Below are 12,927 nucleotides of genomic sequence, written 5' to 3'. Positions count from 1 at the left end.
ACGACGAGCGCATATGGTTCGAGCCGTTCGCCCTTTTTGTCCAACTTCTTTGACTCATCCCCGGATCGGCTCACGCCCGGATCGTGACCAGCTTCTGACCGTTGCCCGCGACGATCTCGAAGTGCTCGATGGCCGCCGGGGACAGGGGGACCGCCCCGGGTACGGTGGTGCCGGGCGGGTACGTCCCCGCACGCCAGGTGGCGGCCTCCGACCTGGTTCCCCCGGGCCCGACCGCCTGCAACCGGCAGGTGATGCCCGCGGGTGCCCCATGGGCGGAGATCTGCAGCACACTGCCCCACGCCGAGGGGGAGACCCGCACCGACGCGGTGACGCCGGTGCCGGGATCGCTTCCAAAGAAGACGCGCGACGGTGCCGGGGTGACCGGTGCGGGTCGTGTCGCCTGACCGGTCACGGTTCCGCCGATCGCCAGCCAGGTGCCGCCGACCGCGGCCCCGGCGACCAGCGTCAGCGACGCGACCGCACCGGCCAGTTGCCGCCGCCGGGTCCTGCGGCGCCCGGCGGCGGCCTGCTGGAGCATCCGGTCGAGCAGTCCCGCCTCGGGGGCCCGAGGCGCCGTTGCGCCGGGCGGCGGCTGGAGTGAGTCCCCGGCGCCCTCCGCCGCCCGCCGCACCAGCCGATCGGCGGGGTCCTCGTCGCCGACGGGCACGGGCCGGCCCTCGGCCTCCGCCGCGGTGACCGTCGCGAGCAGCGCCGGAAGTCCGGCCAGCTCGGCGTGTTCCGCCCGGCACTCGTCGCATTCAGCGAGGTGCGCACGCACCCGTTCCGCCTCCGCCGGGGCCAGCGTGCCCAGGACGTATGCTCCGAGCGCCAGCCGGAGGGCCTCGTGGTCCGCGTTCATGGCCGGCACCTCCTCCATGCCGTGGTCATGGCTCGATGCCCCGTTCCCGCAGTGCCAGCTTCAGGGCGTGCAGGGCGTAGTACGTGCGAGACTTGACGGTGCCCGGCGGGATGCCCAGCACCCGCGCCGCCTCCGCCACGGTCCGGCCCCGGTAGTACGTCTCCAGCAGTACGGCGCGGTGGTCCGCGGACAGCGTCCGGAGGGCGTCGGCCACGGCCCAGCTCTGCAACGCCTGCTCGATCCGGTCCTCGCCCGCCGTCTGCGCGGCCCGCTCCAGGGCCTCGCCGCCCACCTCCACCGGCCTCGCCTGCCGGGCCCGGTGCGCGTCGATGACCAGGTGCCGGGCGACCGTGCACAGCCAGGCGCGGGCCGGGCCGCGTGCCGGGTCGAACGCGGCGGGGTGCTGCCATGCCCGCAGCAGGGTCTCCTGCACGACATCCTCGGCCCACTGCCGGTCTCCTGACGTCAGTCGCAGCACGTAGTGGAACAGAGGGCCTGCGTGCTCGGCATACAGAGCCCGGAGCAGTTCCTCGTCCGTGGTCGAAATGGTCCCGTTACCCGAGACACGGCGCCCGGAGTGATTCGGATCGGCCGCTTCACCACGTTTTCGGGCACGCCATGACATAGGCCGATCATCACGCATATCCGCGTATTTGTCGTGCCATGCCCAGTTACTACCGGGAAACAGCGATAAGCGCGAAAAAGATGCGTACCGACCGAACCACGCGACACCACCGTCCGTGAAACCAGGCATGAGCCGTCACACACGGCATCACCTGATCAGTGGGGAATACACATCATGTACGTCAACTTCCGCCCTGTGGGCCGCCGATCGCGCAGTGCGGCCGGGCTGGCCGTCGCCACCGCGGGTGTACTGGGGCTCCTGAGCGCGTGCGGTCACTCGCCCCGCGCCTCGGACCCCGGCTCCTTCACGCCCGGCCCGGGTCAGCATCAACTGGCCGGCACACCCGGCATGACCATGCCCATGTCCTCTCCGAGCAGCGGTACGGCCGCCACACCGGTGTCCGCGAACACCGTGACGATCAAGAACTTCGCGTTCTCCCCGGCCACGCTCAAGGTCAGGGCGGGCACGACGGTGACCTGGACCAATCAGGACACCGACACCCACACCGTCACGAGCGCCGGCTCGGGCGGCCCGCTGCACTCGTCCTCCCTCGCCCAGCACGGCACCTACACCCACACGTTCACCAAGCCCGGCGCCTACGCCTACCTCTGCACCATCCATCCGTTCATGACCGGCACCGTGGAGGTGACCTCATGACCGCATACGACGACCAGCCGAGCGCGGCACCGGTCGGCGGCGCCGAAGAAACCCCTTCCGAACACGGCATGACACGGCGTCAACTCATGCGGCACGCCGGATGGTTCGGCGGCGCCGTGGTGCTCACCGTGGCCGGTGGGGAGGTGATCAGCCATGTCGCCGACTCCGGGGACACCACCGCCCGGGCCGCCGCGGCACCGACCGGTGCACTGCGGTTCGTGCAGGTCTCCGACAGCCACATCGGCTTCCAGGGCCCGGCCAACACGGACGTGGTCGGCTCGTTCACCGAAGCGATCCATCGGGTCAACGGGCTCGGGTACAGGCCCGACTTCGTCATGCACAGCGGCGACCTGACCCACCTGTCCACGGCGGGACAGTTCGACCAGGTCAGGCAGATGCTGGCCGGGCTGCGGACGGATCGTGTCTTCACCGTGCCGGGCGAGCACGACTCCATCGGCGACGCGGGCCGTGCCTACCGGCAGGCCTTCGGCAAGGGCACGCTCGGCGACGGCTGGTACAGCTTCGACACCCACGGTGTGCACTTCGTCGCCCTGGTGAACACCTTGAGGCTGGAGAAGCTGGGTCACCTCGGCACCGAGCAGATCGATTTCATCCGCAAGGACCTCGCGGGTCTGCCGTCGGACACCCCCGTCGTGGTCTTCAGCCACATCCCGCTGTTCGCCATGTACCCCCGGTGGGGCTGGAGCACGGACGACGCGTTGAAGGTGATCTCGCTGCTGCGCCGCTTCTCCTCGGTCACCTGTCTCAATGGGCACGTCCATCAGCTGTTCACCAAGACGGAGGGCAACATCACCTTCCACTCCGCCACCACCACCGCCTACCCGCTGCCCAAGCCGGGGCAGGCACCCGCCCCCGCTCCCGAGGTCGTGCCCGCCCGACAGCTGAAGGACGCGCTCGGCATCCGCACCGTGGGCTACCGGCGGGGAGACCGGCAGCTGGCGATCAAGGACGAGAGGCTGGCATGAACCAGCCTCCCGAGGTGTTCCGGTCAGAGGCTAGTGCTGGTCGACGAAGGGCCGTACCTCGATGGGCAGCGTGGTCGCGAGGGCGGCCTTGCGGCCCCACTCCAGCGCCTCGTCGAGATCGGCGGCCCTGATCAGGCAGAGGCCGCCCAGGTACTCCTTGCCCTCGGCATAGGGGCCGTCGGTGATGAGCACCTCGCCGTCCTTGGGGCGCAGCATGGTGGCGGTCTCCGGGCCGTGCAGGCCGCCGGCGAAGACCCAGGCCCCGGCGGCGCGCAACTCGTCGTTGAAGGCCTCGACGTTGCGCATGATCTCGGCGAGGGCCTCGGTGGCCGGCGGGGTCCCGCCGGCCGGCTGGACCACGCTGAGCAGGTAGTGCTTCATGACGTCCTCCTCGGTGACTCAAGGGTCTCTCGGGTCTGTGTCACCTCCTACACGAACGGCCCGCCTCCCGATCGACACGGCGCCGGAAGAAATCTTCGAAAGAATCTTCCGTATGACAGCCTCCACCGCGCATCCGCTCCTCGACCGCGCCCACCGGCTCGCCTCGGACCTGCTGATTCCCGAGGCCGAGCGGGTCGACCGGGAAGGCGTGCCCGCGAGCCACATCGAGGCGGTGAAACGGTCGGGGCTGCTCGGAGCGGGCGCTCCGGTCGGGTACGGCGGCTCAGGCGCGCCGCCGGACGTGGTCCGCCGGATCGCGGAGATCCTGTCCGGGGCGTGCTGTGCGACCTGGTTCGTGCAGACCCAGCACCACACACCCGTGCAGACCTTGGCCCAGAGCGACCTGCCCGTGCGCGAGCGGTTGCTGGGACCGCTGGCGCGTGGGGAGCTGCTGTCCGGGGTGGCGTACGCGCATCTGCGGTCGTACCCGCGCGTGCCGGTGCGGGTCCGCCGGGAGGGCGACGGCTGGCGGTTCGACGGAACCGTGCCCTGGTACACCGGGTGGGGCCTGAACGACGTGATGCTGCTCGCCGGGGCGACCGAGGCGGGCGAGGTGCTGTTCGCGTTCGCCGAAGCCCGCGACCAGCCGGGGCTGCGGGCCTCGGAGCCGATGCGTCTGGCGGCGCTCACCGCCTCGCGCACGGTCTCCCTGGAGCTGGCCGGCCTGTGGTTGCCGGAAGAGGCGGTGGCCCTCCGTACGCCGTACGAGCGGTGGGCGCCCGGGGACCGGGCCAGAACGCTGAACGCCAACCCCGCCGTCTTCGGCGTCGCGGAGGCCGCTCTCTGCCTGCCGGACGAGGACACGGCCGCGCCGCTGCGCGCTCGCCTGGCCGACGTGCGCCGGCGCGCCTACGCCCTGGCCGACCATCCGGCGCCGCTGGAGCGGGTCGCGGAGCGGCTGGCGGTGCGCGCGGAGGCGTACGAGGTGCTGCGTACGGCGACTACGGCGGCGGTGGTCGCCGGGGGCGGCCGGTCGATGGCCCTGACGAGCCGAGCCCAGCGCCTCGCCCGGGAGGCGTTGTTCCTGCTGGTGCAGGGGCAGACGGCGGAGACGCGGTCGGCGCATCTGCGGGCGCTGGGCGGTGCCTGAGCCGGGGCTTCGGCATCACCGCCGGCCGGAAGTACTGCCGTCACCGCCGGCGCAGCACGCCCTGGGCCACTGCGTGGGTGACGACCGTGGCCGCCGCCGCGAAGGCGAGGCCCTCGGCGAGCTGCCGTGCGCGGGTGGGGCGCAGGGCGCCGGAGCGGCGGAGCCGGCCGCGGGCCCACAGGGTGAACGGGAGCACCACGAGGGGCGTGGTCGCGGAGCCCGGGGTGTAGCCGCGCATCGCCGCCGCCTGGGCCAGATGGACCAGACCGTGCAGGCCGAAGGCGTTGAGCGCGATCTGGTAGACGGCGGACCGGCCCCCGGTCCGGTGGCCGTCGGCACACGCGGCGGCCAGCACCACCGCCATCGCGCCGACCGCGGTGCCGAACTCCCGCGCGTCCACGGCCTCCAGCCGCCGCCACACGGACTCCGGCACCCCGGGGAACCTCTTGCGCAGCTCCGGCACCTGGGTGCGCACCCACCGCGGCACCATGACCACTTCCTCGGTGTCGTGCACGGCCCATGCGACCAGCAGACCCCAGGTGACGGCCCCGGTGACCTCGTTCGGTTCTCGTGTCATGAACGGGCAGTCTGCCAGGGCCGGTCGGTCAGCCCGCGAACGGCACCTGGGCCGAGGGAGCGGGCGCGTGACCGTCGGGATGCGTCCACAGGCCCCGAGCGGCGAGCCGGGGCAGCACCCCCTCACCGAACCAGTACGCCTCCTCCAGGTGCGGGTAGCCGGACAGCACGAACTCCTCGATCCCCAGGGCGCGGTACTCCTCGATCCGCTCGGCGACCTCCTCGTGACTGCCCACCAGCGCGGTGCCCGCGCCGCCGCGCACCAGGCCGATCCCGGCCCACAGGTTGGGATGGATCTCCAGGCCCGCCCGGCTGCCGCCGTGCAGGGCGAGCATGCGCTGCTGGCCCTCCGACTCGCTGCGCGCGAGCCCCGCCTGTACGGCCTGGACCGTCTCCGGGTCGAAGCCGTCGAGCAGCCGGTCGGCCTCCGCCCAGGCCTGCGCCGAGCTGTCGCGGGTGATGACGTGCAGCCGGATGCCGAAGCGGAGGGTCCGGCCGTGTGCCGCGGCCAGCGTGCGGATCCAGGCGATCTTCTCGGCGACCTGGGCGGGCGGCTCTCCCCAGGTCAGGTACACGTCGGCGTACCGGGCGGCGACCTCGCCCGCGGCCGGCGAGGAGCCACCGAAGTACACCTCCGGCACCGGATCGGGCACCCGGCTCAGCCTGGCGTCCTCGACCCGCAGGTGCTCCCCGTGCAGGTCGACGCTCTTGCCGTCCCACAGCTCCCGCACGACGTGCAGGAATTCTCCGGTACGACGGTAGCGGGCGTCCTTGTCGAGGAAGTCGCCGTAGGCCCGCTGCTCGTGGCTCTCACCACCGGTGACCACGTTCAGCAGCAGCCGTCCGCCGGTCTGCCGCTGGAAGGTGGACGCCATCTGCGCGGCGAGTGTCGGCGAGACGAAGCCGGGCCGGAAGGCGACGAGGAACTTCAGCCGCTCGGAGTTCTGGCTGACCATGGCCGTGGTCAGCCACGCGTCCTCGCACCAGGCGCCGGTCGGGGTGAGCGCGCCGGTGAAGCCGAGGTCCTCGGCGGCCCGGGCGATCTGGCTCAGGTAGGCGACCGTCGGGGGCCGGTCCCGGCCGGAGGCGGTGGCCGGGGTGCCGTGGCCGCCGCCGACGACATGGCGGCTGTCGCCGTTGGTGGGCAGGAACCAGTGGAAGGTGAGGGACACGTGGGTCTCCGTTCGCGAGTGTCCGTCAGAGCAGACCGTGCCGGGGCGGCCGGGTTCCGCTGAGCACGTACCGGCCGATGTGCTGGACCTTCCAGCGGGCCGGGTCGTGCAGGGTGTGGGTGCGGGCGTCCCTCCAGTGCCTGTGCAGGTTGAGGGAGTTCAGGGCCGAGCGGGTGCCGGCCACCTCGAACAGGGCGCTCGCCACCTCCACCGCGGCCTCGGCCGCCCGCACCTTGGCGGCGGCCACCGCGATGGACGCCTCGGCCGCCGAGTCGTCGGTGAGGCGGTCGCGGGCCGCGTCGACCGTGCGGGCGGCCTCCTTCAGCAGTGCCTCGGCCGCCCGCACCTGAAGGGCGAGTTCGCCGAAGCGCTGGATCAGGAGCGGGTCCTCGGCGGCGGTCTCGCTCCCGCTCTCGAACCAGGGCCGGCTCCTGGTGCGGACGAACTCCGCCGCCTGGGCGAGCGCTCCCCCGGCGATGCCGGTGTCGATGGCCGCGTGCAGCAACTGGGCGACGGCCCCGTGTAGTTGGGGTCCTTCGAAGGTGAGGTGGTGCGGCAGGACGCGGTCGGCGGGCACGGAGACCGCGTCCAGGCGGACGGTGCCGCTGGCCGTCGTCCGCTGGCCCATGCCGTCCCAGTCGTCGACCACGCTCACGCCGGGGGCGTCCCGGGGGACGTACGCGACGTGCAGGTTGTCGTCCTCGGCGCGGGCCAGCACCGGAATCCAGTCGGCGAACAGCGCTCCGGTGCAGTAGTGCTTGACGCCGGTCAGCAGGTACGACCCGTCGGGGCGCGGCTCCAGGCGGGTACGGATGTCCTGGACGTGCCGGGTGCCGGCCTCGGACTGCGCGTTGCCGAAGCGGCGCCCGGCCAGCAGCTCGGCGAAGAAGAACTTCCGCTGCTCCACGGTTCCCTGACGGCGGATCACATTGACGTAGACGAAGTGACTCTGCGGGATCTGGGCGAGGCTGCCGTCGGCCGAGCCGAGCAGCCGGAAGACCTCCGCCAGGGTCACGGCCCGTACGTCGGCGCCGCCGTGCTCGGCGGGCACGGTCACGGCGAGCAGCCCGGAGGCGGACAGCCGGTCCACCTCGGCCCGGGGCAGCCGCCGCTGTGCGTCCCGCTCGGCGGCCCCGGCGCGGAACCCGGCAGCCAGGGCCTCGGCGACGGCGAGCGCCTCGGCGTCGTCGGCGATGACATGTGCGGTCATGACGGTCAGCTCGCCGCCACCAGCACCGGGGTGCGGTCGAGGGCGGCGGAGAACTGGTCCACCACCTGCCCCAGCGCCTCGTCGGTGGCCGGGGCGACGGTCACCGAGCCGTCCTCGTGCACCGTGATGTCCTTGTCGAGGGTGAACCAGCCCTGAACGATGTGGGCGGCACCCATGGAGTTCAGCACCGGGCGCAGCGCGTAGTCGATGGCGAGGACATGGGCGGTGGAGCCACCGGTGGCCAGCGGCAGCACGGTCTTGCCGGTGAGCGCGTACTGCGGGAGCAGGTCGAGCAGCGCCTTGAGAACCCCGGAGTACGACGCCTTGTAGATGGGTGTGCCGATCAGGACGCCGTCGGCGCGGGCGAACAGCTCGGTGGCCCGGGCGATGGCCGGGTGCCGGAAGTCGGCGCCGAGCAGGGCCTCGGCCGGGATGGTGCGGACGTCCAGCTGGATCACCTCGTGGCCCTGGGCGGTCAGCCGCTGATCGAGATGGCGCAGCAGGCGGCCGGTGCGCGAGGAGGCGGAGGGGCTGCCGGAGACGGACAGGACGGTGGCCATGGGTGCCTCGTTTCTGGGGTGCGCCGGGCGCCCGTACGGGGACGGGCGCCCGGGAGGAGATCGGTCAGGAGTACCAGGTGGGTTCGGGCAGTTCGCCTTCGAGGACCCAGCGGCCGACCTCGCGGCGCTTGTAGGCGACGGGGTCGTGCAGGGTGTGCGTGCGCACGTTGCGCCAGAAGCGGTCGAGGCCCTCGGCGGTGGCGGTGGAGCGGGCGCCGGTCACCTCGAAGATGCGGCTGGTGATCTCCAGCGCGACCTCGGTGGCGCGTGCCTTCACCGCGGCCACCCTTACCTCGAACTCGCCGCGCGCCTGCGTGGTCACCGCGTCAGGATCGTCGTGCAGCCTCTGCCCCTCGGCGGCGACCGCGTCGGCGAACGCCTCCACGGCCCAGAGCTTGGCGGTGAGGTCGCCGTAGGTGTCGATGACGTACGGCTCGTCGACCGCGCGCTCATGGCCGCCGTGCAGCCAGGAGCGGGACCTGGTACGGGTGTAGGTGGCCGCCGTCCGAAGCGCGCCGGCCGCGATGCCGAGGTAGAAGCTCGCGAAGACGAGCTGGATGGTGGGGACGTTGAGGGTGTTGTAGACCCGGGGCCGGAACTCCTTGTCCACGTATCCGGCGGCGGAGGACCACGGGGTGCGGACGCCGTCGAGGGTGACGCTGCCGCTCTCGGTGAGCCGCTGGCCGATGTTGTCCCAGTCGTCGTGGAAGGTCAGGCCCGCGGAGTCGGAGGGCACGATGGCGAAGACGTGCCGGTCGGTGCCCTCGAAGACGCCTTCCAGGACGGTGACGTCGGAGACCCTGCTGCCGGTGGAGAAGGACTTGCGTCCGGTGAAGACCAGGTCGTCGCCGTCCTCGGTGACGGTCACGTCCTTGTCGCGCGGGTTGACGGCGCCGCCGAAGAACCAGCGGCCGCGGGAGGCCTCGGCCTCCACCTGCTCCCACTGCTCGCGGGTGCCGACCAGACGGGCGGCCCAGAACCACAGGTAGTGGTAGCCGAGGAGCTGTCCGATCGAGCCGTCGGCCTTGGCGATCTCCCGGACGACCCGGTAGGCCGTCGGCCAGTCCTGGCCCGCGCCGCCGTGCTCGACGGGACCGAGCAGGGTGACGAGTCCGGAGTCCTTCAGCAGCCGGACCTCGGCGTGCGGGGTGGCACCGGCCCTGTCCCGGGCGGCGGCGTCGGTGGCGAGGACGGCGGCCACCTCGGTGGCGCGGGCGATCCAGTCCTGGGCGGTGGCGGGGGTGGGGCGGGTGGACCAGTCGGTGGGCGTGGCGGTGCTGCTCATACTGAGTGACCTCCGGTGTCAGGCGTGGGCCGGGACGGACTCGGGCTCGCTGTCGGGGAGTCGGGCCTCCAGCTCCCGTACGAGGGGCAGCACGCGCTTGCCGAAGTACTCGACCTCCTCGTGGTAGTGCAGGAAGCCGAGCAGGAGCAGGTCGACGCCGAGCTTCTTGTAGGCGACGACGCGTTCGGCGATCTGCTCCGGGGTGCCGATGAGCCCGGTGCGGAAGCCGTCGTTGTACTGGACCAGGTCCTCGAAGGCGGAGTCCTGCCACATGCCCTTGTTGTCGGCCGTGGACTGCCCCGCCTGCTTCACGGCGGCGCCGAACCCCTCCACCGCCTCGGTGTCGGCCTTGGCGACGATCTCGCGCAGCGTCTCGCGGGCCTCGGCCTCGGTGTCCCGGGCGATGAGGAAGCCGTTGAGGCCGAACCTCGGTGCCGTGCGGCCCGCTTCGGCGGCGGCCGCGCGGACGTCCGCGATCTGCTCGACGACGCCGTCGAAGTCCTTGCCGTTGGAGAAGTACCAGTCGGAGACCCGGCCGGCCATCCGACGGGCGGCGGTGGAGTTGCCGCCCTGGAAGATCTCCGGGTGCGGCCGTCCGGGTGCGGCGAGGGGCTTGGGCTTGAGGGAGAAGTCCCGCAACCGGTAGAAGTCACCGGCGAGTTCGGCGTGGTCCTCGGTCCAGATCCTGCGCAGGGCGGTGATGAACTCCTCGGAGCGGCGGTAGCGTTCGTCGTGCTCCAGCCAGGGTTCGCCAAGCGCGGTGAACTCGCCCTTGAACCAGCCGGACACGACGTTGACGGCGAAACGGCCGCCCGACAGGTGGTCGGCGGTGGCGCCGAGTTTGGCGAGGACACCGGGGTGCCACAGTCCGGGGTGGACGGCGGCGATGACCTTCAGGCGCTGGGTGGCGAGCAGCAGGGCGAGGCTGAAGCTGGTCGACTCGTGCTGGTACTCGGCGCCGTAGCTGGCCATGTAGCGGACCTGGCTGAGGGCGTACTCGAACCCGTTGTTCTCGGCGAGGACGGCGAGTTCGCGGTTGTATTCGTATCCCCAGTCGGTGCGTTGTTCGATCGTGCTGGTGACGAGTCCCCCGCTGACGTTGGGGACCCAGTAGGCGAATTTCACGGGCGCTGCGGGCATGCGGAACTCCTGGTGCGCAATTGCTCGGTGACGTTTTCCGGGCATGCGGAATTCCGGGCGCGGGAAAGGCCGGGAATTCGGGCGGTGCCGGAGGGGCAGCGGAGAGCGGCGGATCGACGGGAGGAGTCGGGTGATCAGGCCGCGGCGCAACAGGAGGCGCTGGAGACGCGCGCGAGGTCGACATGGCGTCGCCGCGTGAGGTCCAGTCGCATCATCATGCCGTCGATCGTGGCAGCCGCCGGTCAGGACCGTCAAGGAAAACCCGACCGGTCTCGTATCGCGGACCATTGAATTTCACGAAGGTGTGACAGGAAAACCCTTGAACCGGGCCTGTGCGAGCACGCATTGTGCGACGGTGCGGACCGAACAGCTGGAATACATAGCGGCCGTGACCCGGCTCGGCTCACTGCGCCGGGCGGCCGACGAACTGCGCCTGTCCCAGCCCGCCCTGAGCGAGACCGTGCGCAATCTGGAACGCGAACTCGGCGTCGACCTGCTCGAGCGGAAACGGTCGGGGGCCACGATGAGCGCGGCCGGCCGGGAGCTGCTGCCGCACATCGTGAACGTGCTGGAGGCGGTGGACCGGCTGCGGGCGGCGGCCGGCGAGCAGCACCGCATCAGCCGCATGGTGCGCGTCGGCACGGTCAACGCGGCGACCGTGCCGCTGCTGATTCCCGTGCTGCGGGAGTTCCGGTCGGCACACCCGGTCACCCAGGTGGAGGTGGTGGGCGCGCAGCAGACGGACATCCGGCGCGGGCTCGCCGAGGGCGGGTTCGACCTCGGGCTGGTCAATCACCTGGACGGCGACGACGTGCCCGCCGGCATGGAGTCCACGGAGCTGCTGCGCGGCCGCCCGGTGGTGTGCCTGCGTCCGGACAGCCCGCTAGCCCGGCTCCGGGCGGTCGGCGCGGAGGACCTGCGCGGCGTGCCGCTGATCGCGATGCGGACCGGGTACGTGATGCACCGGTATGTGCACCGGCTGCTGTCCGGTCGTACGCCGGCGTTCTCGTACTCCACCGACGGGGCGGAGATGGGCAAGCTGATGGTCGCCGAGGGGCTCGGGGCGACGGTGCTGCCGGACTTCAGCGTCGTCGGGGATCCGCTGGAGCGGTCCGGCACGATCACCTGCCGGCCGATCGCCGACGACACCACCCGGGTGCTGCTGATGCTGCAGCGCCGGCGCGCGGAGTCGGTGCCGCGGGCGGCCCGCGACCTGCACGCGGCGTTCGTGCGCCGGGCGCGGGAACTGACGGAGGCGGCAGAGACCTACACATAAAGAAAAAGTAAGAGCAAACTGGGTGTATGCGGTGGTAACCGCACAGCGCACCAGACGCAGTCTGGCCTGCACGGTCAAAGGAGACGAGTCATGGCCAACCTGCACAGGGGTGATCTGTCGACTCACCCCGATGTCTCCGAAATGCGGGAACGCTACGCCCGCATGCTCGGTGGTCGTGATGTGGCACTCGTGGACGGCCCGGTCTTCCTGCTCGGGCTCTACTGCGCCGCATCGCCGTGGATAGTGCACTACACGACGAGCCAGCCCGCGCTGATGACCCACAACCTGATCATGGGCATCGCGATAGGTCTGCTGGCACTGGGATTCACCCGGGCCCCCGAGCGGATGTACGGCCTCAGCTGGGCCATGTGCGCCATGGGCATCTGGCTGATCATCGCTCCCTGGATCGTGGGCAGCGGCCCGGACAAGGGAGTGATCATCAACAACGTCATCATCGGCGCAGTGGCGCTCGTACTCGGCCTGGTCTGTGCCGGTACGGCGGCGCGGAGCACCCCCAGGCCGTAAGGGAGACGCGGGGAAAGGACACGAAAGAGAACCGGTGGCAGGGAGGCCGGTCCGCAGGGCGGGCCGGCCTCCCTCCCCGTCCGCTCGGCGTCCCGGCACCAGCCAGGGCTCCAGCCGGGTGGGCGGCTCGCTCTCCACCACCTTGCCGGCCACGTCCTCGATGCCCGAGCCGTCGGTGCGCACGTGCGCCCAGCGGGAGCCGGGCCGCCGGTCGGACTCGTTGCGGTGACCCCAGTAGGCGACCGTGAGGTCGGCGTCGGTCAGCGCCTCCCAGACCTGCTTCCTCGGCTCATGGAGCGGTACGGGGTCGAGGTGGTGCAGCTGCCTGCCCGTAGAGCCGACGCACCGGCATACGCACCGATCGGTGCCAGGTCAGCGCATCGTGTGGTGGGGGGGGGGGGGGGGGGGGGAGGGGGGGAGGGAGGAGAGGGGGGGGGGGGGGGGGGGGGGGTTTTTTGTGTCTAAAAGAAAAAAGGGCGTGGGGGGGGACATCCCACCCAAACCCCCCCCCCCCCCCCTACCCCC

15 protein-coding genes and 1 pseudogene are annotated in these 12,927 nt (G+C 71.6%); 5 read left to right on the top strand and 11 right to left on the bottom strand.

The window, feature by feature from the left end:
- Positions 1 to 70: 70 nt before the first annotated feature.
- Positions 71 to 859, bottom strand: coding sequence for a zf-HC2 domain-containing protein (locus tag ACZ5NH_RS38140; protein ID WP_468781986.1), 789 nt, complete (start codon positions 857 to 859; stop codon positions 71 to 73).
- A gap of 25 nt (positions 860 to 884) precedes the next feature.
- A complete protein-coding gene (locus ACZ5NH_RS38135; RefSeq protein WP_468781984.1) occupies positions 885 to 1,502 on the bottom strand; it encodes a sigma-70 family RNA polymerase sigma factor in 618 nt (205 codons plus the stop codon).
- A gap of 156 nt (positions 1,503 to 1,658) precedes the next feature.
- Between ACZ5NH_RS38135 and ACZ5NH_RS38130 the strand changes: the two genes are divergently transcribed.
- Both ACZ5NH_RS38130 and ACZ5NH_RS38125 read left to right on the top strand, forming a co-directional pair.
- Positions 1,659 to 2,141: a cupredoxin domain-containing protein gene (locus tag ACZ5NH_RS38130; RefSeq protein WP_468781982.1), complete on the top strand. Its 483-nt coding sequence runs from the start codon at positions 1,659 to 1,661 to the stop codon at positions 2,139 to 2,141.
- Positions 2,138 to 3,127: a metallophosphoesterase family protein gene (locus ACZ5NH_RS38125; RefSeq protein ID WP_468781980.1), complete on the top strand. Its 990-nt coding sequence runs from the start codon at positions 2,138 to 2,140 to the stop codon at positions 3,125 to 3,127. Before ACZ5NH_RS38130 ends, ACZ5NH_RS38125 begins: the two co-directional genes overlap by 4 nt.
- A 30-nt stretch (positions 3,128 to 3,157) precedes the next feature.
- On the opposite strand, the gene ACZ5NH_RS38120 is transcribed toward ACZ5NH_RS38125, so the two are convergent.
- A complete protein-coding gene (locus tag ACZ5NH_RS38120) occupies positions 3,158 to 3,508 on the bottom strand; it encodes a YciI family protein (RefSeq protein ID WP_388634247.1) in 351 nt (116 codons plus the stop codon).
- Positions 3,509 to 3,620: 112 nt separating this feature from the next.
- Between ACZ5NH_RS38120 and ACZ5NH_RS38115 the strand changes: the two genes are divergently transcribed.
- The gene (locus ACZ5NH_RS38115) at positions 3,621 to 4,658 is read left to right on the top strand and encodes an acyl-CoA dehydrogenase family protein (protein ID WP_468781978.1); all 1,038 of its coding nucleotides are present in this window, start codon (positions 3,621 to 3,623) and stop codon (positions 4,656 to 4,658) included.
- A gap of 40 nt (positions 4,659 to 4,698) precedes the next feature.
- Here the strand turns inward: ACZ5NH_RS38115 and ACZ5NH_RS38110 are convergent, their stop codons facing one another.
- From ACZ5NH_RS38110 to ACZ5NH_RS38080, 7 genes are all read right to left on the bottom strand, one after another.
- Positions 4,699 to 5,235 carry an HXXEE domain-containing protein gene (locus tag ACZ5NH_RS38110; RefSeq protein WP_468781976.1) on the bottom strand — a complete coding sequence of 179 codons (537 nt, stop codon included), beginning with the start codon at positions 5,233 to 5,235 and terminating at the stop codon, positions 4,699 to 4,701.
- Positions 5,236 to 5,263: 28 nt separating this feature from the next.
- On the bottom strand, positions 5,264 to 6,406 hold the full coding sequence (locus tag ACZ5NH_RS38105) for an LLM class flavin-dependent oxidoreductase (protein WP_468781974.1): 1,143 nt from the start codon (positions 6,404 to 6,406) through the stop codon (positions 5,264 to 5,266).
- Positions 6,407 to 6,431: 25 nt separating this feature from the next.
- Complete coding sequence (locus tag ACZ5NH_RS38100; protein WP_468781972.1) at positions 6,432 to 7,616, bottom strand: SfnB family sulfur acquisition oxidoreductase; 1,185 nt, start codon at positions 7,614 to 7,616, stop codon at positions 6,432 to 6,434.
- A gap of 5 nt (positions 7,617 to 7,621) precedes the next feature.
- Positions 7,622 to 8,176, bottom strand: coding sequence for an NADPH-dependent FMN reductase (gene ssuE / locus ACZ5NH_RS38095; protein ID WP_468781970.1), 555 nt, complete (start codon positions 8,174 to 8,176; stop codon positions 7,622 to 7,624).
- A 64-nt stretch (positions 8,177 to 8,240) separates the two neighbouring features.
- Positions 8,241 to 9,461, bottom strand: a complete 1,221-nt coding sequence (locus ACZ5NH_RS38090) for an acyl-CoA dehydrogenase family protein (RefSeq protein ID WP_468781968.1) — start codon at positions 9,459 to 9,461, stop codon at positions 8,241 to 8,243.
- Between the two features lie 18 nt (positions 9,462 to 9,479).
- Positions 9,480 to 10,601: a dimethylsulfone monooxygenase SfnG gene (sfnG, locus tag ACZ5NH_RS38085; protein WP_468781966.1), complete on the bottom strand. Its 1,122-nt coding sequence runs from the start codon at positions 10,599 to 10,601 to the stop codon at positions 9,480 to 9,482.
- Between the two features lie 134 nt (positions 10,602 to 10,735).
- Positions 10,736 to 10,813 carry a putative leader peptide gene (locus ACZ5NH_RS38080; RefSeq protein ID WP_350786652.1) on the bottom strand — a complete coding sequence of 26 codons (78 nt, stop codon included), beginning with the start codon at positions 10,811 to 10,813 and terminating at the stop codon, positions 10,736 to 10,738.
- 143 nt (positions 10,814 to 10,956) lie between these two features.
- Between ACZ5NH_RS38080 and ACZ5NH_RS38075 the strand changes: the two genes are divergently transcribed.
- Entirely contained in the window at positions 10,957 to 11,877 is a 921-nt protein-coding gene (locus ACZ5NH_RS38075; RefSeq protein ID WP_468781964.1) for a LysR family transcriptional regulator, read from the top strand.
- Positions 11,878 to 11,967: 90 nt separating this feature from the next.
- Positions 11,968 to 12,402 (top strand): SPW repeat protein, encoded by a 435-nt coding sequence (locus tag ACZ5NH_RS38070; protein WP_468781962.1) that lies wholly within the window; start codon positions 11,968 to 11,970, stop codon positions 12,400 to 12,402.
- Between the two features lie 120 nt (positions 12,403 to 12,522).
- Here ACZ5NH_RS38070 and ACZ5NH_RS38065 read toward each other — a convergent pair.
- Positions 12,523 to 12,723, bottom strand: a pseudogene (locus ACZ5NH_RS38065) (SRPBCC domain-containing protein); the annotation flags it as partial.
- Positions 12,724 to 12,927: the final 204 nt, after the last annotated feature.

Source organism: Streptomyces sp. NPDC031426, from assembly GCF_055581585.1.
This window is presented reverse-complemented; position numbering and strand designations above follow the sequence as displayed.